The sequence below is a fragment of the Polaromonas sp. P4_H1 genome (assembly GCF_056400945.1).
Window position 1 is genome coordinate 21,084 of sequence record NZ_JBFUKG010000022.1, and the last position, 21,953, is coordinate 43,036.

21 protein-coding genes are annotated in these 21,953 nt (G+C 61.0%); 8 read left to right on the top strand and 13 right to left on the bottom strand.

Annotated features, from left to right (window positions below; genetic code table 11):
* Positions 1 to 133: 133 nt before the first annotated feature.
* Complete coding sequence (locus tag AC1DS5_RS22380; protein ID WP_477720458.1) at positions 134 to 754, bottom strand: flavin reductase family protein; 621 nt, start codon at positions 752 to 754, stop codon at positions 134 to 136.
* A gap of 210 nt (positions 755 to 964) precedes the next feature.
* On the opposite strand from AC1DS5_RS22380, the gene AC1DS5_RS22385 reads away from it, so the two are divergent.
* Positions 965 to 1,759 carry an SDR family oxidoreductase gene (locus AC1DS5_RS22385; RefSeq protein WP_477720459.1) on the top strand — a complete coding sequence of 265 codons (795 nt, stop codon included), beginning with the start codon at positions 965 to 967 and terminating at the stop codon, positions 1,757 to 1,759.
* Between the two features lie 60 nt (positions 1,760 to 1,819).
* Here AC1DS5_RS22385 and AC1DS5_RS22390 read toward each other — a convergent pair whose 3' ends face one another.
* A complete protein-coding gene (locus AC1DS5_RS22390) occupies positions 1,820 to 2,743 on the bottom strand; it encodes an SDR family oxidoreductase (RefSeq protein WP_477720460.1) in 924 nt (307 codons plus the stop codon).
* A 61-nt stretch (positions 2,744 to 2,804) separates the two neighbouring features.
* Between AC1DS5_RS22390 and AC1DS5_RS22395 the strand changes: the two genes are divergently transcribed.
* Both AC1DS5_RS22395 and AC1DS5_RS22400 read left to right on the top strand, forming a co-directional pair.
* A complete protein-coding gene (locus AC1DS5_RS22395) occupies positions 2,805 to 3,845 on the top strand; it encodes a CDP-6-deoxy-delta-3,4-glucoseen reductase (RefSeq protein WP_477720461.1) in 1,041 nt (346 codons plus the stop codon).
* Positions 3,846 to 3,916: 71 nt separating this feature from the next.
* The gene (locus AC1DS5_RS22400) at positions 3,917 to 4,921 is read left to right on the top strand and encodes a Bug family tripartite tricarboxylate transporter substrate binding protein (RefSeq protein ID WP_477720462.1); all 1,005 of its coding nucleotides are present in this window, start codon (positions 3,917 to 3,919) and stop codon (positions 4,919 to 4,921) included.
* On the opposite strand, the gene AC1DS5_RS22405 is transcribed toward AC1DS5_RS22400, so the two are convergent.
* The 9 genes from AC1DS5_RS22405 to AC1DS5_RS22445 all read right to left on the bottom strand — a co-directional run bounded on the left by AC1DS5_RS22405 (position 4,922) and on the right by AC1DS5_RS22445 (position 14,814).
* A complete protein-coding gene (locus tag AC1DS5_RS22405; RefSeq protein WP_477720463.1) occupies positions 4,922 to 5,269 on the bottom strand; it encodes a sensor histidine kinase in 348 nt (115 codons plus the stop codon).
* Between the two features lie 371 nt (positions 5,270 to 5,640).
* Entirely contained in the window at positions 5,641 to 6,357 is a 717-nt protein-coding gene (locus AC1DS5_RS22410) for an ABC transporter ATP-binding protein (RefSeq protein ID WP_477720464.1), read from the bottom strand.
* 13 nt (positions 6,358 to 6,370) lie between these two features.
* Complete coding sequence (locus AC1DS5_RS22415) at positions 6,371 to 7,138, bottom strand: ABC transporter ATP-binding protein (protein WP_305640435.1); 768 nt, start codon at positions 7,136 to 7,138, stop codon at positions 6,371 to 6,373.
* A gap of 11 nt (positions 7,139 to 7,149) precedes the next feature.
* Positions 7,150 to 8,235 carry an ABC transporter permease subunit gene (locus AC1DS5_RS22420; RefSeq protein ID WP_477720465.1) on the bottom strand — a complete coding sequence of 362 codons (1,086 nt, stop codon included), beginning with the start codon at positions 8,233 to 8,235 and terminating at the stop codon, positions 7,150 to 7,152.
* A gap of 26 nt (positions 8,236 to 8,261) precedes the next feature.
* The gene (locus tag AC1DS5_RS22425) at positions 8,262 to 9,191 is read right to left on the bottom strand and encodes a branched-chain amino acid ABC transporter permease (RefSeq protein ID WP_477720466.1); all 930 of its coding nucleotides are present in this window, start codon (positions 9,189 to 9,191) and stop codon (positions 8,262 to 8,264) included.
* Between the two features lie 270 nt (positions 9,192 to 9,461).
* Positions 9,462 to 10,769 carry a replication-associated recombination protein A gene (locus AC1DS5_RS22430; RefSeq protein WP_477720467.1) on the bottom strand — a complete coding sequence of 436 codons (1,308 nt, stop codon included), beginning with the start codon at positions 10,767 to 10,769 and terminating at the stop codon, positions 9,462 to 9,464.
* A gap of 33 nt (positions 10,770 to 10,802) precedes the next feature.
* Positions 10,803 to 11,519, bottom strand: coding sequence for an outer membrane lipoprotein periplasmic chaperone LolA (lolA, locus tag AC1DS5_RS22435; RefSeq protein ID WP_477720521.1), 717 nt, complete (start codon positions 11,517 to 11,519; stop codon positions 10,803 to 10,805).
* Positions 11,520 to 11,713: 194 nt separating this feature from the next.
* Positions 11,714 to 14,059, bottom strand: coding sequence for a DNA translocase FtsK (locus tag AC1DS5_RS22440; protein ID WP_477720468.1), 2,346 nt, complete (start codon positions 14,057 to 14,059; stop codon positions 11,714 to 11,716).
* 77 nt (positions 14,060 to 14,136) lie between these two features.
* Positions 14,137 to 14,814 carry a Crp/Fnr family transcriptional regulator gene (locus AC1DS5_RS22445; RefSeq protein WP_477720469.1) on the bottom strand — a complete coding sequence of 226 codons (678 nt, stop codon included), beginning with the start codon at positions 14,812 to 14,814 and terminating at the stop codon, positions 14,137 to 14,139.
* 159 nt (positions 14,815 to 14,973) lie between these two features.
* Here AC1DS5_RS22445 and trxB point away from each other — a divergent pair, with 159 nt between their 5' ends.
* The 3 genes from trxB to rpmG all read left to right on the top strand — a co-directional run bounded on the left by trxB (position 14,974) and on the right by rpmG (position 16,541).
* Complete coding sequence (gene trxB / locus AC1DS5_RS22450; protein ID WP_477720470.1) at positions 14,974 to 15,918, top strand: thioredoxin-disulfide reductase; 945 nt, start codon at positions 14,974 to 14,976, stop codon at positions 15,916 to 15,918.
* A gap of 210 nt (positions 15,919 to 16,128) precedes the next feature.
* A complete protein-coding gene (gene rpmB, locus AC1DS5_RS22455) occupies positions 16,129 to 16,362 on the top strand; it encodes a 50S ribosomal protein L28 (RefSeq protein WP_477720471.1) in 234 nt (77 codons plus the stop codon).
* A gap of 11 nt (positions 16,363 to 16,373) precedes the next feature.
* A complete protein-coding gene (gene rpmG, locus AC1DS5_RS22460; RefSeq protein WP_007863188.1) occupies positions 16,374 to 16,541 on the top strand; it encodes a 50S ribosomal protein L33 in 168 nt (55 codons plus the stop codon).
* Positions 16,542 to 16,947: 406 nt separating this feature from the next.
* Here rpmG and AC1DS5_RS22465 read toward each other — a convergent pair whose 3' ends face one another.
* A complete protein-coding gene (locus AC1DS5_RS22465) occupies positions 16,948 to 18,147 on the bottom strand; it encodes a DesA family fatty acid desaturase (RefSeq protein WP_477720472.1) in 1,200 nt (399 codons plus the stop codon).
* A gap of 201 nt (positions 18,148 to 18,348) precedes the next feature.
* Positions 18,349 to 19,683, bottom strand: a complete 1,335-nt coding sequence (locus AC1DS5_RS22470) for an RsmB/NOP family class I SAM-dependent RNA methyltransferase (RefSeq protein WP_477720473.1) — start codon at positions 19,681 to 19,683, stop codon at positions 18,349 to 18,351.
* A gap of 64 nt (positions 19,684 to 19,747) precedes the next feature.
* On the opposite strand from AC1DS5_RS22470, the gene AC1DS5_RS22475 reads away from it, so the two are divergent.
* Together AC1DS5_RS22475 and AC1DS5_RS22480 are read left to right on the top strand one after the other, a co-directional pair.
* The gene (locus tag AC1DS5_RS22475) at positions 19,748 to 19,984 is read left to right on the top strand and encodes a DUF1653 domain-containing protein (RefSeq protein ID WP_477720474.1); all 237 of its coding nucleotides are present in this window, start codon (positions 19,748 to 19,750) and stop codon (positions 19,982 to 19,984) included.
* Between the two features lie 36 nt (positions 19,985 to 20,020).
* Positions 20,021 to 21,637, top strand: coding sequence for a peptide chain release factor 3 (locus AC1DS5_RS22480; protein ID WP_477720475.1), 1,617 nt, complete (start codon positions 20,021 to 20,023; stop codon positions 21,635 to 21,637).
* Positions 21,638 to 21,953 lie beyond the last annotated feature (316 nt).

The following is a 21,953-nucleotide window of genomic DNA, read 5'->3' on the forward strand; positions in this document are numbered from 1 at the left end:
CTCCCGCCCTGCTTCACCACGACCGGCATGTTCTGCCACCCAAGGGCACCAGCGCACAAACATCAGCGCGGCCGCCTGCCGCTCAATACACGGGCACGGCAATTGACCCCGTCAAGGCTTTCACCATACGGCCTTATCTGGGGCGGCGCATGTGGAACAACTGCTCGGGTCCGATGGAAAAATAATCTCCCGGCCCGCCGCCGCGCAGGATGTGACCGGCGGCCGCGGTGTCGTAAACACCGTCCTTGAGCAGGGCCTGGGCGATATGCACGGCCACGACTTCGCCCAGCACCAGCCAGGTCGGCACCTTGTCGCCGCTGGCCCCCTGAAGCTGCACGATCTGCGTGACGCGGCACTCGAACGAAACCGGGCTTTCGGCGACCCTTGGCACCGCGATCACGCGCGAATCCTGCGGCGTCAACCCCGCGAGCCCGAATTCACTGACCTCGGGCGGCACCGGGGCGCAAGTCTGGTTCATGGCCTCCGCCAGCGGCCGCGTGGCCAGGTTCCAGGCGAATTCACCTGTCTGCTCGACGTTGCGCACCGTGTCCTTGTAGCCGATGCTGGCAAACCCCACGATGGGCGGCGTGTAGTTAAAGGCATTGAAAAAGCTGTAGGGCGCGAGGTTGAGTGCGCCCTCCGCATTGCGTGACGAAATCCAGCCGATCGGTCGCGGCCCGACGATCGCATTGAAAGGGTCATGGGGCAGGCCGTGGCCGTGACGGGGTTCGTAGAAATGATTGGCGTTGGACATGGGCAATTCGCAATTTCGCTGTGAGTCTGGAGCCGACGATAACCTCAAACGCCCTATCGGCATGTCTCCCGTGCCGGGGTCGCGGTCACCCGGCTGCACCCGGCTGCCGGGCCGTTGTCAGGCAAGCCATAACCTGATGGTGCCTGGCGAGGTCAGGTGGTGTCCGCCGGACATTCGGACTAGTATGGAGCCTTCCCGAAGGAGTTGATGATGTCCAGCATACCCACAACGATTCTGGTGACAGGCGCGACCGGTGGCATCGGGCGCGCCGTCTGCCGCAGGCTGGCGAGGGCCGGCAACTCCCTCCTTCTTGCGGCACGCGATGCCGACAAACTTCAGTCACTGTGCACTGACCTGTCCAACGCCTCTCCCGGCAGCCACTCATGGATTTCCGTGGACATGACGCGTGATGCGTCGGTCGGGGAATTTGCCGGGGAGCTGGCTGCAAGGAAGATGACGCTGGACGGGGCGGTGCTGATGCCGCCACAGGACCCGCCCACCAACGATCCGCTCCCCAGCAGTGACAAGTGGCGCGAGGTCCTTCAGAACAGTTTTGTGGGCCCGCTGTCGCTGCTCAAGGTGGCCATCGCCGCCATGAAACCGGACCTGGCGACGGGCAGGCGCGCCAAGATCGTCATCATCTCCGGCATCTCATCGGTGCAGGTCCTGGGCCACTATGCCTCCAGCAATGTGATTCGCTGCGCCTGGCTGGCCGAAGCCAAGACGCTGGCGTTCGCGTTGGGCGACCAGGGAATCCATGTGAATACGCTGTCCCTGGGCGGCACGCTCACGCCCGGGTATCAGGCATCTCTTGAAAAGCGCGCAACCAACGCGGGGATGACGTTTGAACAGCGCCTGGCCGAAGAGACATCGAATGTTCCCCTGCACAAGTACGGCACGCCCGAAGAGGTGGCCGTTGCGGTTGAGGGCCTGTTGTCGCCGTTCTCCGACCACATGACCGGGCTCAATATCCTTCACGATGGCGGATTCACGAGAGCGTATTGAGGGACTCCCCCATCAACGGGTAGATGGAGCCGCCCGTTGCATGCTGTGCCTCAACCCGCCTCAGCCCCGCAAACCCTCCTCCACCGTCGGGTAACGCAGTACCAGCTTCAATTCTTCCTTCATCCGCCGGTTGTCCAGCCGCCGCGACTCACCCATGAAACTCAACAGCATCAGCGGTAACTGTTCCTTGGCGGTGCTTCGCGGCAGGCGCGGAGGTCGCGGCAGCTGGTACAGATCGGCCGCCAGGTCAAAGTAGTCACCCATCTTCATCTGCGTGTCGTCGCTGGCGTTGGTCACCCGTTGCGGCTTGCCGCGCCACAGGGCCGCGACGCAGGCACGGGCCAGATCGTCCGCGTGAATATGGTTGGTGTAGACGTCGTCCTGCGCGCGCAGCACGGGCGTTCCCTTGAGCAAGCGCCCGCGCGGGGTGCCGCCTTCACGGTCGGGGGCGTAAATGCCTGGAATCCGCAAAATGTGGCTGTGCGTTGCGGTTGCGCGTCCGAACAGGCGCACGTGGGCTTCCGCATGCACGCGGCGCAGGGCCCGGGGGGTGTTCGGATTGACGCCCCGCGTTTCGCTGACCCAGTCGCCCTGGCAATCACCGTAGACCCCGCTGGTTGAGCCATAGACCAGCGACTGTGGCCGGCCGCGTAAACGCAGCGTCCTGAGCAGGGCCAGGGTACGTGGATCGCTGCGCCAATCGGGGTTGTCGCCGGGCGGTGGCGCCAGGTGCACCACACGAGTCGCCAGGCCGGCCAGACGGCGCAAGGTGGCACTGTCGTCCAGGTTGCCCTGCAGCGGGGTGATGCGCTGCGCACGCAATGCGGGCACGCGTTCGGCCGATGAGGTCAGGGCCATCAGGCCAACGCGTGCGGGGAGCTGGCGGGCCACCCGCAGGCCGATATCGCCGCAACCGACGATCAGGATGCGTTCGCGGCGGAAACGAAAAGGCAAGGCGCCGAGGGGATTCAGGTTTGAGGGCAAAATTGGGGGTTCGCTGGAAAATCAGCCAAGTCAAGTAACAGATACCGCAAGGATACCGAATATGAGTTTCAACGTGAGCGTTCAGCCCAGCGGCCGGACCTTTACCGCCAATGCCGATGAGGCCCTGCTGGCCGCGGCTATTCGGCAGGGAATTGGCCTGCCTTATGGTTGCAAGGACGGCGCGTGCGGCTCCTGCAAGTGCAAAAAACTGGAAGGCACCGTGACCCACGGCGCGCATCAGCTGAAGGCCTTGTCGCTCGAGGAAGCAGCCAATGGCTTTATTCTGACCTGCTGCGCCGTGGCGCACAGCGACGTGGTCATCGAGTCGCGCCAGGTGACCGACGAGAGCGCCTTCCCTGTCAAAAAAATGCCCACCCGCGTCAACACCATGACCAAGGCGTCCCATGACGTGATGGTGATTCGGCTGCAACTGCCGGCGAGCGACGTATTCAAGTACCACGCTGGCCAGTACGTGGAGTTTTTGCTGCGTGATGGCGACCGCCGCGCCTACTCGGTGGGTAACGCACCGCATACCCAGGCCGAAAACCCGGGCCTGGAACTGCACGTCCGGTACATGCCCGGCGGCAAATTCACCGAGCATGTCTTTGGCCCCATGAAGGAAAAGGAAATATTGCGTATCGAAGGTCCCTTCGGCAGCTTCTACCTGCGCGAAGACGGTGACAAACCCATGGTGCTGCTGGCATCGGGCACCGGCTTTGCGCCCATCAAGGCCATCATTGAACACATGCAGTTCAAAGGCATCACGCGCCCCGCCGTGCTGTACTGGGGCGGCCGCCGCCCTGTCGACCTGTACATGAATGACTGGGTGCTTGGCAAGGTGGCCGAGATGCCGAATCTCCGCTATGTGCCGGTGGTGTCGGACGCACTGGCCGAAGATGCCTGGACGGGCCGTACCGGCTTCGTTCACAAAGCCGTTCTGGAAGATTTTCCCGACCTCTCGGGTCACCAGGTCTATGCCTGTGGCGCACCGATTGTGGTGGACTCCGCGCAGACCGATTACGCCGCAGCCGGCTTGCCTGCCGATGAGTTTTATGCGGACTCGTTCGTCACGGAGAAGGAAAAAGCCGAGGCCGTGGTGTGACGCGCAGGCGCGCCCTGCCGTAGGGTATGCCTAGAGGGTGCCCGTCGAGATTCTTTGCAACAATACAGAACATGAAGATCCAACCTGCCCTGCTCCCATTCGCACGCGCATTCACAAAAAGCCTTGCGAGCCTGTCCATCGCAGCACTGGCCCTGTCATCATCGCTGGCGCTGGCTCAGCCCAAAGTCATGCGCATCATCGTTCCCTACGCGCCTGGCGGCCCGATTGATGTCACAGCCCGCCTGATGGCCGAACGCGTCAAGGATTCCCTGGGACCGGTCATCATCGAGAACCGCCCCGGCGGCGGCGGCAACATCGGCGCGGACGCGATTGCCAAGGCCGCACCCGATGGCTTGACGGTGGGCATTGCGGCGGTAGCGACGCACGCCATCAACCCCTGGCTTTACAGCAAGATGCCCTACAACGCCGCGACCGACTTCGCGCCCATCACGCAGATGCTGCGTGTGCCGAACGTGCTGGTCATGAACGCCGACACGGCGAAACGACTGAACATCAACAGCCTGGCCGACCTGATTCAATACGCCAAGGCCAATCCGGCCAAACTCAACTACGCCAGCGGCGGCAACGGCAGCGCCGGCCACCTCGCGGGTGAAATGTTCAAGGCACAGGCCGGCATTTTTGCGGTGCACATTCCCTATAACGGCGGCAACCCGGCACAGCTGGCGCTGCTGTCGGGCCAGGTCGATTTCAACTTTGACAACCTCGCCACCGCATCGGGCAACATCAAGGCCGGCAAGCTCAAGGCACTGGCAGTGACGACCGCCAGGCGAAGCCCCGTACTGCCGGAAGTGCCGGCAGTGGCTGAAACCCTCAAGGATTTTTCCGTTGACACCTGGTGGGGCCTGGTGGCACCCGCCGCCACGCCCAAAGACGTGGTCACCAAACTGAACCAGGCGTTTGTGGCCGCACTGAACTCCCCGGAAGCGAAAACCCGATTTGCCGCGTTGATGGCTGAGCCCGTGGCCAGTACGCCGGAGCAGTTTGGCGCATTCATGAAGGCGGAACTCGCGAAGTACGAGAAGGTGGTGAAGGCTTCCGGCGCGAAAGTGGACTGATCAGGGCAGCGTGAAGCGCAGGGTAGCGCCTTCTCCCGGCTTTGACTCTGCCCATGCCCGGCCCTGGTGCCGGGCCACGATGCGCTGCACAATGCTCAGTCCGATACCCGAACCCTCGAATTCGTCAATGCGGTGCATACGCTGGAACGGTGTGAACAGCTTGCCGGCATCTGCCATGTCGAAGCCGGCGCCGTTATCGCGCACGAAATAGCATGTAACGCCCTCGTGCTGCTCGGACCCGACTTCAATGCAGGGCTGCGCGGTCTGCAGGGTGAACTTCCAGGCGTTGCCAATCAGGTTTTCGAGCAGGATGCGCACCAGGCCGGGCATCCGAAGTCCGAAAACCACAAGGACACGCCATGACGTGTCCTTGTTTGTCTTGGTATTTTCTTTGTGTATTCGGTATTGCTATCTGCTCCCCACCCGTGTGGCTGGGCCGAGCAGCGCAGATGGAGGCGGGATCAGGGCCGCAGTTGTTTGAGCGAAGCGAGTTCTGCGGACCCCCGCCGGAGTCGAGCAGCGCAGGTTGCCCGCAGCGCAGCGAAGGGACCCAGACTGCGGGTCGCCTTTTCTTTGGTGACGTTCTTTTGGCGAAGCAAAAGAAAGTTACTTGCCGCCGGGCAATCCCCGGCCAGCAACCCTCAGCAGAGTCAACCCGCGATCAATTCAATAGTCGATTAGAGCCGTACATATTCGCTTGGCAGCAACTACCGTGAAGATTACTCGCCCAGGTAAGCCGCCCGTACCCGCGGATCGCTGAGCAGCTGCTTGGCATCGCCGTTCATGGTGACATTGCCCGACTCCATCACATAGCCGCGGTTGGCAATGCCCAGCGCACGGCTGGCATTCTGCTCCACGAGCAGGATGGTCACGCCGCGCGCCGACACGTCGCGCACCACCTCAAAAATCTTGTCCACCATGATGGGCGACAGACCCATGGACGGCTCGTCGAGCAGCAGCACCTTGGGACGGCTCATCAACGCACGGCCCATGGCCAGCATCTGCTGCTCGCCGCCGGACAGGGTGCCGGCCAGCTGGTCTTTACGCTCGCGCAGACGCGGGAACAGTGCAAACATCTTTTCGATGTCTTCGGCAATGCCTGCCTTGTCGCTGCGGATGTAGGCGCCCATCTGCAGGTTTTCGGTGATGGTCATGCGGGCGAACACGCCGCGGCCCTCGGGCACCATGGCCAGGCCTTCTTTCACCAGGTCCCAGGCGCCCCGGCCCTTGATGCTTCTGCCCAGGTACTGAATGTCACCATCGAGCATCGGCAAGGTGCCGGTGATGGCTTTCATGGTGGTGGTTTTGCCTGCGCCGTTGGAACCGATCAGGGTGACGAGTTCGCCCTCATTGACTTCAAAGTCAACGCCCTTGACCGCCTGGATGCCGCCGTAAGCCACCTTGAGCCCGGTCACTTTAAGAAGTGTGTTTGCCATGTTCTTGCTTCCTTCAATGACCTGTGCCCAGATAGGCGGTGATCACTTTTTCATCTTTTTGCACATCTGCGGGCGCGCCTTCGGCAATCTGCTTGCCATAGTCGAGTACGGTCACCCGGTCACACAGGCCCATGACCAGCTTCACGTCATGCTCGATCAGCAGGATGGTGCGGTTGTCCTTGCGGATCCGGTCGATCAGCTCGCGCAGCTGTACTTTCTCTGTCGCATTCATGCCGGCTGCCGGCTCGTCGAGCGCAATCAGCTGCGGGTCGGTGGCCAGCGCCCGCGCGATCTCCAGGCGCCGCTGGTCGCCATAGCTCAGGGTTCGCGCCTTGAAGTTGGCGTATTTGCCAATGCCCACATAGTCCAGCAGTTCCTGGGACCGTTTGGCGATGGCAGCCTCTTCATGCTTGAAACCCGGGGTGCGAAACACCGCGCCCAGCAAGCCGGATTTGGTCCGGATATGGCGACCCACCATCACATTCTCCAGTGCCGTCATGTCGGCAAACAGGCGGATGTTCTGGAAGGTTCGGGCAATGCCGGCCTTGGCCACCTCGTGCACCGCTGTGGGTGTGTAGGGCTTTCCGGCCAGCTCGAACGAGCCGCTGTCGGGTGTGTACAGGCCGGTCAGCACATTGAAGAAGGTGGTCTTGCCGGCACCGTTGGGGCCGATCAGGCCGTACACCTGGCCGCGCTTGATGTGGATGCCGACGTCGCTCAGGGCCTGCAGGCCGCCAAAGCGCTTGGAAACACCGGCCACTTTAAGAATGGTATCGCTCATGTCCATTCTCCTTAGCTTTTAACGGATTCGACCAGCGGCTTGGCGTGCTCTGGCGAGGGCCAGAGACCGCGCGGACGCATCAGCATGACGACGATCATGGCCAGCGCAATCAGCAACTGGCGCAGGATGGCAGAGTCCAGCCGGCCATCGGTCATGGCCTGCAGCGGACCGGCCACATGGCGCAACACCTCAGGCAAGGCGGCCAGCAGCAGGGCGCCCAGAATCACGCCGGGCAAATGGCCGATGCCGCCCAGCACCACCATGGCGACGATCATGATCGACTCCATCAGACTGAACGATTCGGGGGAGACAAAGCCCTGGAAGGCGGCAAACATCGAGCCCGACACACCACCAAAGGTAGCACCCATGCCGAAGGCCAGCAGTTTCATGTTGCGGGTGTTGATGCCCATGGCTTTGGCTGCAATTTCGTCCTCGCGAATCGCCATCCAGGCGCGGCCAATGCGCGAATTTTCCAGCCGGTGGCAAATGACGACCGAGACGAGCACCAGCGCGAGAAAGAGGTAGTAGTACATCGACACGGAGTTGACCGCGATGCCGAGGAATTCATGCTGCTTGCCCAGGTCGAAGCCAAAAAACTTCATCGAATCAATCTGGTTGATGCCTTTGGGGCCATTGGTCAGGTTGATGGGGCGGTCCAGGTTGTTCAGGAACACCCGGATGATTTCACCAAAGCCCAAGGTCACGATGGCCAGGTAGTCACCACGCAGTTTGAGCGTGGGCGCGCCCAGCACCACCCCGAAAAACCCCGCCAAGGCGGCAGCCGCCGGGATAGCGGCCCAGATGGGCAGGTGCAAGCCTTCGGGGAAGGCTGCGGCAATCGCAGGAAACGCCTCCGCCAGATGCGGCGAACCGAGCAGCGCAAACAGGTAGGCACCGAGCGCAAAGAAGGCCACATAGCCGAGATCCAGCAGGCCGGCAAAGCCGACCACAATGTTCAGGCCAAGGGCCAGCAGCACATAGAGCAGCGCCGTATCGACAATGCGCACCCAGGCGTTACCGCCCTGCTGCAACAGCAGGGGCAACACCAGCAGCGCGATGGCGACAATAAAAAAAGTGACCAGTTTGTTGGGTTTCATCAGAATTCTCCTTAGCCAGCGCGGGATCAGGCTCTGTCGGCCACACGTTCACCCAGCAAGCCGGAAGGCCGCAGCGTGAGCACAAAAATCAGCACGATAAAAGCAAAAATGTCGGAATACTGGCTGCCCAGCACGCCACCCGTCAGCGGGCCGATGTAGCCCGCACCGATGGATTCAATCAGCCCCAGCAAAATGCCGCCCAGCACGGCGCCACCCAGGTTGCCAATGCCGCCAAACACGGCTGCCGTAAAGGCCTTGAGACCGGGCAAAAAGCCCATGGTGTGCTGCACCGTGCCGTAGTTGGAGGCGTACATCACGCCCGCCAGCGCCGCCAGGATGGCACCGATGATGAAGGTGGCGGAAATCACGGTATCGGGCCGCACGCCCATCAGCGCCGCCACACGCGGGTTCTCGGCGGTAGCGCGCATGGCACGACCCAGGCGGGTGTAATGCACCAGCCACATCAGCACCGAGAGGGAAACCGCCGTGGCCCCCAGAATGAACAGCTGGGTCACGGTGATCACGGCGCCGCCCACCTGGAAGGGCTCGGTCGGCAAGAGGGTTGGGTAGGGTTTGTAGTTGGGCTTCCAGATCATCATGGCCAGCGTCTGCAGCAGCAGCGACATGCCAATGGCGGTGATCAGCGGGGCCAGCTTGGGCGAATTGCGCAGCGGCCGGTAGGCGATTTTTTCAATCGCGAAATTCAGCGCACCGCACACCACAAAGGCGATCAGCAGCGAAATCAGCAAGATCAGCCAGCCCGGTGTGCCCGGCATGGCCTCCTGCATCCAGCGGATGATGGTCCAGCTGGTGAGCGCACCCACCATCAATACCTCACCATGCGCAAAGTTGATCAGGTTGATGATGCCGTAGACCATGGTGTAGCCCAGGGCAATCAGGGCATACATGCTACCCAGCACCAGACCGTTGATGATCTGCTGAAGCAATACTTCCATAACTCACTCTCCCGTTTGATTGAACTTGCCAACTCTGCCTCTTGCCAACAATGGCCGCGAACCAATGGGATCACCACGGGATCGCGCGAGCTAACAAAAAGCCCGCCTATCAAAACCAGGTGACTGGGTTGGGTGGCGAGCTAATCCGCAAATTGTAGCGACGGGTTATTAGCGAGAATCGGGCCAACAGGCCAGTTTTTGCGGGGTTTACCCTTGAGAAAGTTGGTTTGTATCGCCAAACCCGGCTTTATCAGCCGGTTTTGTTTTTTATTAGTTTTTCTGATTGTTCTTCAGTTTCAACTCATTCAACTTATCAGCAATCCTGATTTCCAGCCCCCGGTTGACGGGCCGGTACCAGTCGGGCGCGCGCAGCCCATCGGGGAAATAATTCTCGCCGGCAGCAAAACCGTCTTCTTCATCATGGGCGTAGCGGTAGTCTTTCCCGTAATCGAGGTCTTTCATGAGCTTGGTCGGCGCATTGCGCAAATGCAGCGGCACGGGACGGGTTCCATCCTTGCGGATAAAGGCTTTGGCTTCGTTGAATGCCTTGTAAACGGCATTGGACTTGGGCGCCACCGCCAGGTAGATCACGCACTGCGCCAAAGCGAGTTCCCCCTCGGGTGACCCCAGGCGTTCATAGACCTCGGCGGCATCCAGCGCCAGCCTGAGGGCGCGCGGGTCGGCCAGACCGATGTCTTCGCTGGCCATGCGGACCAGCCGGCGCGCCATGTAACGCGGTTCGGCACCACCATCGAGCATGCGCATGAACCAGTAGAGTGCAGCGTCAGGGTCGGAACCCCGCACGGATTTGTGCAGCGCCGAGATGGTGTCGTAAAACTGCTCGCCGCCCTTGTCATAACGGCGCAGGCGTTCGCCCAACACTTTCAGCAGCCAGGCACCTGTCACAGCGGTGATTTTCTCGCTGCGCGCCGCCACGCCAAGGGACTCCAGCGTATTGAGCAGCCGCCGCGCGTCGCCGTCGGCATAAGCCACCAGCCGCTCCACCGCATCATCCGCTATGCTCTCAATCGCTGGAAGTGCCCGTTCTTCAAGGACCTTGGCGACGATTTTCTTGAGGTCGGCCTCGACGAGGGGCTGCAGCACGTAAACCACCGCGCGCGACAGCAGGGCCGAATTCACCTCGAACGAGGGGTTTTCCGTGGTGGCGCCAATAAAGGTGAAAAGGCCGCTTTCCACATGCGGCAAAAAGGCGTCCTGCTGGCTCTTGTTGAAACGGTGCACCTCGTCGACAAAAACAATGGTGCGGCGGCCACCCTGACCCTGCCAGATGCTCGCCTGCTCCACCGCTTCGCGAATATCCTTGACACCGCCGAGCACGGCGGAGATGGTGATGAAATGCGCATCGAAACTGCTGGCCATCAGCCGGGCGAGCGTGGTTTTACCCACACCCGGCGGCCCCCACAGGATGCAGCTGTGCGGCTCGCCGGATTCAAAGGCAATGCGCAGCGGCATGCCCTCGCCCAGCAGATGCTGCTGCCCGATGACTTCCCCCAGGCTCTTCGGACGGAGTCGTTCCGCCAACGGCGCTTGCACTTGTGTGTCTGCCTTGGAAACCATCTGGTTAATGCGTGACGCGCCTGGCCATCACGGCTACTGACGGATCACGTCGGCGCCGGCTGGCGGCTTGAACTGAAAGCTGGCCGGACTCAGCACGGGATTGATCTCGAATTGGCTGAAAGTCATGACCGACTTCTGCCCGAAGCTGTCCAGGATTTCCAGCGCCGCGAGCTCGCTCCCCTTGTCCGTGGACCTGAATCCCACCTGGATGCTTTGAAGCTGGCCTTCGCGGGTCTTCGGCACGGCCTGCACCCATTGCAGCCCGCCTTTTTCGGGCAGCGGTGTCAAACTGAAATCCGCCTCCAGGCCTTTGAGGTCGGCCGCGGCAGCCACCACGGCGGCCGGCGTGCCGTTCAGCACCTGCGCCAGCTTGCGGGACGTGACCTGGTTCAGGTCCACATCGTGCAGCCACAGCGTCTGGCCGTCGGCGACGATGCTTTGCTCAAATGGCTTTTTGTAGATGAACTTGAAGCGGTTGGGCCGCAGGAACTCAAAGCTGCCACTGGAGGTCTTGGTCTTGGCCGTTTGCCCGTCCTTGGCCGGACTGGTCACCACCTGGGTGAAGCTGGCGCGCCCGCTCTTCGTGGCCTTGATGAAATTTTCCAGGCTATCAAGGCCGGCCGTGCTTGTGGTTTGAGCGCCTGCAGCCGTGGAAACCACGGCGAACAGGGTGATCAGGACTGCCGAAGCAACCCGCACCACGCCCGGCCAGAGCCTGCCCGGACGGGTGTCAATGAAAGTGTGGTTCATCATGATGTGCGATTCAGGATTATCGGGTGCGGTGAGGGACACGCGTTAAGCAGGTGCGGCAGGTGAAGGGGTTTGTGGAGAAAGGATTTGAGATATCGAGGTTTTTGGGCATTGCCGTGGTATTGCCGTAGGACTCCGGCTGAACCCATAGGTTGCCTCAAGAATGTATCGGCCAGGTAAATCCCGGCCTGCCGTCATTCAGCCCGGGCCGGCACCAGAATTTCGCGCTGGCCGCTGCCCGACATGGCGCTGACCAGTCCGGAATTTTCCATTTCCTCGAGCATGCGCGCCGCGCGGTTGTAGCCGATTTTCAGGTGGCGCTGCACCAGGGAGATGGAGGCCTTGCGGTTCTTCAGCACGATTTCCACCGCCTGGTCATACATCGGGTCCTTGTCGCCGCCGGCTTCTCCGCCCTCGCCCAGCAAGTCGCCACCGTCGCCATCGACCGTACCGCCTTCGAGGACGCCGTCAATGTAGTTGGGCTCGCCCTGCTGCTTGAGGTAGGCCACCACACGGTGCACTTCGTCGTCGCTGACAAACGCGCCGTGCACACGAATCGGAAAACCCGTGCCGCTGGGCATGTAGAGCATGTCACCCATACCCAGCAGGGCTTCGGCGCCCATCTGGTCAAGAATGGTGCGGCTGTCGATCTTGCTGCTCACCTGGAAGGACAGGCGGGTGGGAATGTTGGCCTTGATTAGGCCGGTGATCACGTCCACACTGGGGCGTTGCGTGGCCAGCACCAGGTGGATGCCGGCAGCGCGGGCTTTCTGGGCCAGGCGGGCAATCAGTTCCTCGATCTTCTTGCCCACCACCATCATCAGGTCGGCCAGCTCGTCAATCACCACGACGATGTAGGGCAGGCGCTCCAGCGGCTCGGGCTGATCAGGGGTAAGGCTGAAGGGGTTGTAGATGAAGTCGCCGCGCGCCTTGGCTTCGTCGATCTTGCCGTTGTAGCCGGCCAGGTTGCGCACGCCCAGCTTGCTCATCAGCTTGTAGCGCTTTTCCATTTCGGCCACGCACCAGTTCAGGCCATGTGCCGCCTGGCGCATGTCGGTCACCACGGGGGCCAGCAGGTGCGGAATGCCTTCGTAGACACTCATCTCCAGCATCTTCGGGTCGATCAGCAACAGGCGTACATCACGCGCGTCGGCCTTGTAGAGCAGGCTCAGGATCATCGCGTTGATGCCCACCGACTTGCCCGAACCGGTGGTGCCAGCGACCAGGCAATGCGGCATCTTCGCCAGGTCGGCCACCACGGCATTGCCGCCGATGTCCTTGCCCAGTCCAATCGTGAGCATGGATTTCGCTTCGTTATAGACCTGGGAGCCCAGAATCTCGCTGAGCTTGATCGACTGGCGCTTGGCATTGGGCAACTCGAGCGCCATGTAGTTTTTGCCCGGAATGGTCTCGATCACGCGGATGGATATGAGGCTCAGGGCGCGCGCCAGGTCCTTGGCCAGGTTGACGACCTGCGAGCCCTTCACGCCGGTTGCCGGCTCGATTTCATAGCGGGTAATGACCGGGCCGGGCGCCGCGGCCACCACGCGCACCTCCACGCCGAAGTCCTTGAGCTTTTTCTCGATCAGGCGCGAGGTCATTTCCAGGGTTTCGGGAGCCACGGTCTCCTGCCGCGTCAGCGCGCCGTCGAGCAGGTCGACCTGCGGCAGTTTGGAGTCGGGCATCTCGCTGAACAGCGGTTTTTGCCGCTCCTTGGCAACGCGCTCGCTCTTCGGAATATCGGGCCGCGTCGGCTCGATCAGCACAGGCACCGGATGGTGCTCCTCGATTTCGATGCGCTCGTCGATCAGCGTTTCTTCACGCTCGCGCGCCGCCAGTTTGCCGAAGGCCAGATCCTGTGCGATTTCGCGTTTTTCGCGGCGCGAATCGATCAGGTTGTCAATCCACGCGCCAATCCGCAAGGCTACATGCGCCCATGAGAAGCCAAATACGACAGACACCGCAATGACACCCAGAGCAATAAAAACGAGGCCCGAGCCGGCAAAGCCCAGCCATTTGACGCCCAGCGTGCCGACCAGATAACCGAGCACGCCGCCCGCATGCCCAGGCAACCGGAATTCAAAACGGTACAGCCGCGACCATTCCAGCGCGGCGCTGACCATCAACAGCAGCAGCAGACCCACCCAGAACCTGATGCGGTCCGCCTGCTGGGAGGCGGCGGATGCCAGAGGCTCCCCACGCAACCAGCGCGCCAGTGAAGACAGCCAGACGCGGACACCCGCGGCCAGCGTCCACCAGACGGAAAACCCAAGCAGGAAGTAACTCGCATCGGCCAGCCACGCACCCAGACGCCCGCCCCAGTTGCGGGCGGCTGCGGACACGCCGCTGGCAGCATCTGCCGTGCCCGAGGTCGACCAGGCGGCATCCTGCGGTGAATAGCTCAGCAGCGCAGCCAGCCAGAAGATCAAGCCCAGCAAGCCCAGAATCAGGCTGACTTCATGGGCGAAACGTTTGATGCCGCCGGGCACGCCGGCGGCAGGGGATGTTCTGGAGTTCAGGGTATCAAGTGAGTATGTCATGGACCGGCTCAGAGCTTACCGCAGTTGGCAAGCACTTCGGTGAAGAGCGGACGCGCAAAGAAGACAGCGAGGTGGCGTCAACCCAGCGAATGAAGGCGGTCCCTCACCAGGAGCGAGCTGTCAGCGCGGGTTTCAATGAATCCGCGCTCTTCCAGGTCCTTCATCACCCGGCTGACCATCTCGCGCGAGGCGCCGACCATCTTGGCCAGATCCTGGCGCGAGACCTTGTCGCGAATCACGGCATTGCCTTCGGCGTCCTTGGTGGCAAATTCCAGCAGCGCCCGGGCCACACGGCCGTAGACGTCCATCAGGGCCAGGGATTCAATTTTGCGGTCCGCATGACGCAGGCGCTGCACCAGCCCCCGGAGCACCGCATAGGTCATGGAGCTGTTCTCGGGAAGGCAACGCGCAAACTCCTGCTGACCGAGTATCAAGGCATCGGTCTGGATCTCCGCACGCACGGTGGCTGAATGGGGCTCGTTGTCAATCAGGCTCATCTCGCCCACATAGTCACCGGGGTGCATGGTGGCCAGAATGACCTCGCGGCCGCGGGTGTCGGTGGTGATGACACGCGCACGGCCCGTGAGGATGATGGACAGGGCATTTGATTTTTTTCCCTGCTCCACAATGGCTTCGCCACGCTTGAAACGGCGCTTCACCACCCCGTCGGCCACGGACTCGGCCTGATTGGCTGTCAGCATCGAAAAAAGAGGTACCCGGCGAATCAATTCCAGGTTTGACACCATCGTCGTCATATCAACTCTCTCCCAACCTTGCGGCGACGGCGAATCGCGCGAGTTCTTACAATGGCCTTAACGTGCAAAAAACAAATACAGTCAAGGTTTTACCTGCTGCTGCATTTGCTCCGCACGACTCTACCTGAGTTCTAACACTTTCCCAATCGCTTTTTCACCATGAAACATTCCAAAGTCCTTATCCTCGGCTCAGGCCCTGCGGGTTATACCGCTGCGGTGTATGCAGCGCGCGCCAACCTCGACCCCGTACTGATCACCGGTATTGCGCAGGGGGGGCAGCTGATGACCACCACCGACGTGGACAACTGGCCGGCCGATGCGCAGGGCGTGCAGGGGCCGGATCTCATGCAGCGCTTTCTCGAGCATGCCGAGCGCTTCAAGACCGAAATAATATTCGACCACATCAACCAGGTCGATTTCAGCAAGCGCCCTTTCACGCTGACGGGCGACAGCGGCACCTACACCTGCGACACACTGATCATTGCCACCGGTGCGTCGGCCAAATACCTCGGGCTTGAATCCGAAACGGCGTTCATGGGCCGCGGCGTTTCCGGCTGCGCCACCTGCGACGGCTTCTTCTACCGCAACCAGGATGTCTGCGTGGTGGGCGGCGGCAATACGGCCGTGGAAGAGGCGTTGTACCTGTCCAACATTGCCAGCAAGGTCACGCTGGTGCATCGCCGCGACAAATTCAAGGCCGAGGCCATCCTGATCGACAAACTGCATGAGAAAGTAGCCGCCGGCAAGATTGACCTCCGGCTACACCATACCCTGGACAAGGTGCTCGGGGACGCCTCGGGCGTGACCGGCGTGCGGCTCAGAAGCACGCAGCATGACGCGACGCAAGACCTGGAACTCAAGGGTTGTTTCATCGCCATCGGCCATCAGCCCAACACTGAGATTTTTGCCGGGCAGCTGGAAATGAAAGACGGCTACATCATCACCAAAACCGGTTTGCAGGGTTTTGCCACCATGACCAGCGTGCCGGGTGTGTTCGCGGCCGGAGACGTGCAGGACCATGTTTACCGCCAGGCCATCACCAGTGCGGGCACCGGCTGCATGGCGGCGCTGGATGCCCAGCGCTTCCTGGAACAAAGCAGCTGATTCAGAGCCGCAGGACTGCGGTTCAGCCATACGGTCGACCACACGTTCGACCACCTTGTTGCCTGTTTTTGCCATCCACACGGCAGCGGTGAAGGTCGGTTTTGTGGAAAGCCGATTTTCAGGCTATAATTTAAGGCTTAGCTGCGCATCCGCAGGGCATCCCCCCTTCGAGGCCAGCATCCGATTTCTAATTTTTTACGGAGAGTGCTCATGGCACGCGTCTGTCAGGTAACGGGCAAAGGCCCGATGGTGGGAAACAATGTTTCTCACGCCAACAACAAAACCAAGCGCCGGTTTATGCCTAACCTGCAATACCGTCGCTTCTGGGTCGAGAGCGAAAACCGCTGGGTGCGCCTGCGCATCACCAGCGCCGGTCTGCGCTTGATTGATAAAAAAGGCATCGATGCCATCCTCGTGGACCTTCGTGCCCGCGGTGAAGTCTAAGGAGAAACACCATGGCTAAAGGCGCACGCGAAAAAATCAAGCTGGAATCCACTGCCGGCACCGGTCATTTCTATACGACGACCAAAAACAAGAAAACCACGCCCGACAAAATGCTGATCATGAAATTTGATCCCAAGGCACGCAAACACGTGGAATACAAGGAAATCAAACTGAAGTAATTCAGCTTGACTCCCTGCAGCGCTCCATGCGCTGCCCAAAAACCCGCTGCATCACAGCGGGTTTTTTTATGCCCGAGCGATTCCAGTCCCCTGTTCGCCCTCCTCTCCTTGCCGCGCCCATCATCGGCCCGCCAGGGAGTCAATGAGGTCGATGATCGCACTCTGACCCCCCTCACCCTCACACGCCCCCCGCCACCTCAAGAACTGACAGCCAAGGGTAGGCACAGCTGGCATTGGGCTTCACTGGACTCATTTCATTACCCATTACCCTCTCCTTGCGGTGCCAGGGACGACGGAACCCAGGGGGGGGGAAGAGACGGCCATGAAAAAGCCGCCTGAGCAAAACATCGCTGAGGCGGCTTGGCGCAACGAAACGGGGTCAGTCCGTTTCGTCTTAAGGATCAGATCAGGTGCGGGCGGCCCGGAGTTTCATTGAAAACTCGCGAAGCGCGGCAATACCGCTTTCCTCGGCACGGTGGCACCAGGCCTGCAGGTCGGTAGCCAGTTGCTCACGCGAGGCGGAAGTGCTCAACCACATCTGGCGCAGCTCTTCACGCATGGTGACCATCTTGTCGAGCACAGGATGCTCGGCGCGGACCTGGGCAAGCTGCGGCTTGGCCGCTGCAGGCACCTTGTCATCATCACGGTGTAGCCAGCGATTGGCCGCGCGCAGTACCGACACGTCCGCCTTCCTGGCTTTCAGGACTTCAATTTCGGCCTTGCCTGCACGGCGCAATTCGCGCGCAAATCCGGCCATCACTTCGTAGCGATGGGCAATCAGGGCTTCGAGTGTTTTCTCGTCTGCGACAGGCTGGATCGCGCCCAGCTGAAGCTTGGGCGGCACTTTCTTCACGGAAGCCAGGCCGACCTTTTCCAGGGCGCGGATATACACCCAGCCGATGTCGAACTCGTAGGGCTTGACCGAGAACTTGGCCGACGTGGGATAGGTGTGATGGTTGTTGTGCAACTCTTCGCCGCCAATCATGATGCCCCAGGGCGAAATGTTGGTGCTGGCGTCAGGCGCTTCAAAATTGCGGTAACCCCAGTAGTGGCCAATACCATTGATGATGCCGGCCGCCGTCACGGGAATCCAGGCCATCTGGACCGCCCACACGGCAAGACCGGCGACACCAAACAGCGCCAGGTTCAGGATCATCATCAGGCCGACACCCTGCCAGCTGTAGCGCGTGTAGACGTTGCGCTCCAGCCAGTCATTGGGGGTGCCATGACCAAACTTGGTCAGGGTTTCCTTGTTTTTGGTTTCCGCGCGGTAGAGCTCGGCACCCTTCCAGAACACGGTCTCGATGCCGTGCGCCTGGGGGCTGTGCGGATCTTCCATCGTTTCGCATTTGGCGTGGTGCTTGCGGTGCACAGACACCCATTCCTTGGTGACCTGGCCCGTACCCAGCCAGAGCCAGAAGCGGAAGAAATGCGCCGGAAGGGCGTGCAGATCCATGGCGCGGTGCGCCTGATGGCGGTGCAGATAAATCGTCACGCTGGCAATCGTGATGTGCGTTGTCACCAGGGTGTACAACACAATTTGCCACCAGCTGGCAGCTACCAATCCATGAGCCAGCCAGTCGATGGCGGCATCAAAAAAGATCATAAAAGTCCTTTAAACAATCTGCACCAGCCGCTCACCATCTCTGGCTTGTCTCCAGTGGCTGCACCAGACAACCTATTATTGTAATGGGAGAGCCTCAAAACACCAAGTCCTCTGTAAGGACCCCAAAATCGCCAGAAGCTCCCAAAATCCGGGATAAATCTGTAACTTTGGTCTATTCTCCCGCAATTTCCGCCAAAAATATCACAACTTTTGCCATACGGCGGCGAAAAAGCCATCCGTTTGATGCAGGTAGGGCCAGAGCCGGAGATGGGGACCCCTGCACAGTTTTTCGGCCCCTTCTACCCCCAGATGGGTCAACAAGGGGGCAGCTTCAAGGACGTTGAACTCTTTATTGGCGGCGCTAAAGGCCTCGGCAATCGCCTCATTTTCCTCGCGCAAAATGCTGCAGGTGGCATAAACCAGGCGTCCGCCAGGCTTGAGAAGACGTGCGGCGCTCTGCAAAATCGCGGTTTGCTTGGCCGACAGCTCCTCGATGGCCTTGGGGTTCTGCCGCCATTTGAGGTCGGGATTGCGCCGCAGGGTGCCCAGACCCGAGCACGGCGCATCCACCAGCACCCGGTCTATCTTGCCGGCCAGGCGTTTGATGCGGTCATCGCGTTCATGGGCGATGGCCACGGGATGGACGTTGGACAGGCCGCTGCGCGCCAGCCGCGGCTTGAGTGCATCCAGCCGGTGCCCCGAGGTGTCAAAGGCATAGAGGCGCCCGGTGTTGCGCATCGAGGCCCCGATGGCCAGCGTCTTGCCACCCGCACCGGCACAAAAATCAACCACCATCTCGCCGCGCTTCGCATCAAGCAGCAGGGCCAGCAACTGCGAGCCCTCATCCTGCACTTCAATTGCGCCCCGCGTGAAGGCGTCCAGCTTGCCCAGCTGCGGCTTGTCCACCAGGCGCAAGCCCCATGGGGAATACGGCGTGGCTACTGTTTTAATAGCATGCTTGCCCAGTTCCTTTTGGATCTCAGCCCGTTTTTCCTTCAGGGTGTTGACCCGCAAATCCAGCCCTGCCGGGGCATTGAGGCTTTCGACGAGCGGCCAGAAGTCATCACCCAGCTGCGCCTTGAGCGGCTCCACCAGCCACTGCGGCAGGTTATGGCGGTGCAGCTCCATCAGGTCTGCAGGCTTCACCTGATCGCAGCGCCCCAGCCAGTCTTTTTCCTGGTCGGTCAGCGCACCCAGAAGAAAATCGCGGCCAGCGGGGGCATGTGCCCCCACGCTTTTCACGTCGTGTAATGCGCTGCCCCCCGAGGGGGCTGTTTTGCCTTGGGACGGCCCGGCGGCAAAACCCAGGATGGCCAGACGCCGCTCCGGCGGGCCGCTGCCGTGCTGGGCAAGATAGGCATAGAGGTTCTTTTTGCGCAGCACACCATAAATCGTTTCCGCCACGGTGGCGCGCTCGCGCGGGCCGAGGCGCATCTCGCGAAAATAGCGCGACACGACCATGTCGGCGGGGTGTTCAAATTTGAGGACCTGCTTGAGAAGCTCGGAACAACTATCGAGTAAGGCTTTAGGATGCATAGCCCTCCATTGTCCCACTGCACCCCGCAAACCCACCCAACGGGCTTTTTGAACCTTTTGAACCATGTCCGACCACTTGCCGCCGCTCATTGAAACACCGCCTGGCCTCTACCGGCATTACAAGGGCATGCTCTATGAAGTGGTGGGTACCGTGCGCCACAGCGAGAGCCTGGAGCCCATGACCCTGTACCGTGCACTCTATGGTGAAAAAGGCCTGTGGGTACGCCCGGCGATCATGTTCAATGAAGACGTGGTGATCGACGGCATTCGACAGCCGCGCTTCGCGCGGCAACCCGCCTGAGGCAGCAATCACCGCCGTCGCCGATAATCGTGGGTTATGTCTGAATCCACCGAAATCGCAAAGCAGGTCAAGCGCCGCCGCACGTTTGCCATCATTTCCCACCCCGACGCCGGCAAGACCACGCTGACCGAGAAGCTGTTGCTGTTTTCCGGTGCGATCCAGATCGCCGGCAGCGTCAAGGCCCGCAAGGCCGCGCGCCATGCCACCTCGGACTGGATGGAGATTGAAAAGCAGCGCGGCATCTCGGTGGCCAGCTCGGTCATGCAGATGGAGTACCGCGACTGCGTGATCAACCTGCTCGACACCCCCGGCCACCAGGACTTTTCGGAAGACACCTACCGCGTGTTGACGGCTGTCGATGCCGCGCTGATGGTGATTGACGCGGCCAATGGCGTGGAGCCGCAGACGCGCCGCCTGCTGCAGGTCTGCCGCGCCCGCAACACGCCCATCCTCACTTTTGTGAACAAGATGGACCGCGAGGTGCAGGACCCGATGAGCGTGATGGACGAGATCGAGCGCGAGCTCGGCATGGCGGTGGTGCCTTTCACCTGGCCGGTGGGCATGGGCAAACTCTTTCACGGCGTTTATGACCGGCGTGAAGACCGCATGCGCGTCTTCAGCCCGGGTGAAGAAAAAGCGGGCGGCGACGATGAGATCCTGGCCGGCCTGGACAACGCGGAAGCCGCGAAACGCTTTGGCGCCGAATACAAACAGGCACAGGACGAGATTGAGCTGGTCGCCGGCGCCTCGCACGAATTTGACCGTGCCCAGTTCCTCAGCGGCAAACAGACGCCCATGTTCTTCGGCTCGGCCATCAACAACTTTGGTGTGCAGGAGGTGCTGGACGCGCTGGTGGATCTGGCCCCCGCCCCCGCAGAGCGCGAAGCCATCCAGCGCGTGGTGCAGCCTGACGAAAAGAAATTCTCCGGCGTGGTGTTCAAGATCCAGGCCAACATGGACCCGGCCCACCGCGACCGCATTGCGTTTTTGCGCGTGGCCAGCGGCGAGTTCACGCGCGGCATGCGCCTGAAGGTGGTGCGCAGCGGCAAGGAGCTGCGGCCCAACACGGTGGTGAGCTTCATGAGCCAGCGCAGGGAATTGCTCGATACTGCTTTCGCAGGTGACATCATCGGTATTCCCAACCACGGCGTGCTGCAGTTGGGCGACACGCTCACCGAAGGCGAAGCGCTGCAATTCACCGGCCTGCCCTTCTTCGCGCCCGAGATGTTCCGCTCCGTCGAAGTGGCCGATCCACTGCGCAGCAAGCAGCTGCGTGCCGGCCTCACGCAGTTGGGTGAAGAAGGTGCGATCCAGGTGTTCCGGCCCATTGCCGGCTCCGTGCTGTTGCTGGGCGCCGTCGGCCAGCTGCAGTTTGAAGTGGTGGCACACCGCCTGGAACATGAGTACGGCGTCAAGGCCCGCATCATGGGTAGCAACTTCAACCTGGCACGCTGGGTCACCAGCGACGACGCCAACGAGTTGAAAAAATTCATGGATGCCAACGCGCACCGTGTCGCGCTCGATGCCGTGGATGCCCCCACCCTGCTGGTGGACCACAGCGCAACCTTGCGCGCAGTCGAGCAGCAGTGGCCCAAGATCCGGTTCCATGCGCTGCGCGAGCATGCCGGACTGGTGTTTCAGTCAAAGATGTAAATCGTTCACTAGCCTCGTTCGCTGCCCGCTCACTGGCCGTGCGGCCAGTTTTGCCGCATTTGCACACCCGGTCGACTTGCAGCCGGCGGCCCCGCATCTCCGGCTGGCTCAAGCCGGGTTGCCATCCCGTGCGGATTGAAAACAAAATTTATTATCTTTTGAAGATAACAAACAATCATTCCTTTTATCCATTGCCACACCCAGAATCCATATCTTCCAGGGACGTGCAGAGACGGTAGTCAATCCATGATCTAGCCGCCGGCAACGTTTTTATGTTGAACCGAAAGGGATTACATGGACAGCGGCAAATGGAATC

Coding starts and splice junctions, on each gene's coding strand:
- AC1DS5_RS22380 (WP_477720458.1), bottom strand. CDS start 754: ATGTCCAACGCCAATCATTTCTACGAACCCCGTCACGGCCACGGCCTG.
- AC1DS5_RS22385 (WP_477720459.1), top strand. CDS start 965: ATGTCCAGCATACCCACAACGATTCTGGTGACAGGCGCGACCGGTGGC.
- AC1DS5_RS22395 (WP_477720461.1), top strand. CDS start 2,805: ATGAGTTTCAACGTGAGCGTTCAGCCCAGCGGCCGGACCTTTACCGCC.
- AC1DS5_RS22400 (WP_477720462.1), top strand. CDS start 3,917: ATGAAGATCCAACCTGCCCTGCTCCCATTCGCACGCGCATTCACAAAA.
- AC1DS5_RS22410 (WP_477720464.1), bottom strand. CDS start 6,357: ATGGCAAACACACTTCTTAAAGTGACCGGGCTCAAGGTGGCTTACGGC.
- AC1DS5_RS22415 (WP_305640435.1), bottom strand. CDS start 7,138: ATGAGCGATACCATTCTTAAAGTGGCCGGTGTTTCCAAGCGCTTTGGC.
- AC1DS5_RS22420 (WP_477720465.1), bottom strand. CDS start 8,235: ATGAAACCCAACAAACTGGTCACTTTTTTTATTGTCGCCATCGCGCTG.
- AC1DS5_RS22425 (WP_477720466.1), bottom strand. CDS start 9,191: ATGGAAGTATTGCTTCAGCAGATCATCAACGGTCTGGTGCTGGGTAGC.
- AC1DS5_RS22430 (WP_477720467.1), bottom strand. CDS start 10,769: ATGGTTTCCAAGGCAGACACACAAGTGCAAGCGCCGTTGGCGGAACGA.
- lolA (WP_477720521.1), bottom strand. CDS start 11,519: ATGAACCACACTTTCATTGACACCCGTCCGGGCAGGCTCTGGCCGGGC.
- AC1DS5_RS22440 (WP_477720468.1), bottom strand. CDS start 14,059: ATGACATACTCACTTGATACCCTGAACTCCAGAACATCCCCTGCCGCC.
- AC1DS5_RS22445 (WP_477720469.1), bottom strand. CDS start 14,814: ATGACGACGATGGTGTCAAACCTGGAATTGATTCGCCGGGTACCTCTT.
- trxB (WP_477720470.1), top strand. CDS start 14,974: ATGAAACATTCCAAAGTCCTTATCCTCGGCTCAGGCCCTGCGGGTTAT.
- rpmB (WP_477720471.1), top strand. CDS start 16,129: ATGGCACGCGTCTGTCAGGTAACGGGCAAAGGCCCGATGGTGGGAAAC.
- rpmG (WP_007863188.1), top strand. CDS start 16,374: ATGGCTAAAGGCGCACGCGAAAAAATCAAGCTGGAATCCACTGCCGGC.
- AC1DS5_RS22465 (WP_477720472.1), bottom strand. CDS start 18,147: ATGATCTTTTTTGATGCCGCCATCGACTGGCTGGCTCATGGATTGGTA.
- AC1DS5_RS22470 (WP_477720473.1), bottom strand. CDS start 19,683: ATGCATCCTAAAGCCTTACTCGATAGTTGTTCCGAGCTTCTCAAGCAG.
- AC1DS5_RS22475 (WP_477720474.1), top strand. CDS start 19,748: ATGTCCGACCACTTGCCGCCGCTCATTGAAACACCGCCTGGCCTCTAC.
- AC1DS5_RS22480 (WP_477720475.1), top strand. CDS start 20,021: ATGTCTGAATCCACCGAAATCGCAAAGCAGGTCAAGCGCCGCCGCACG.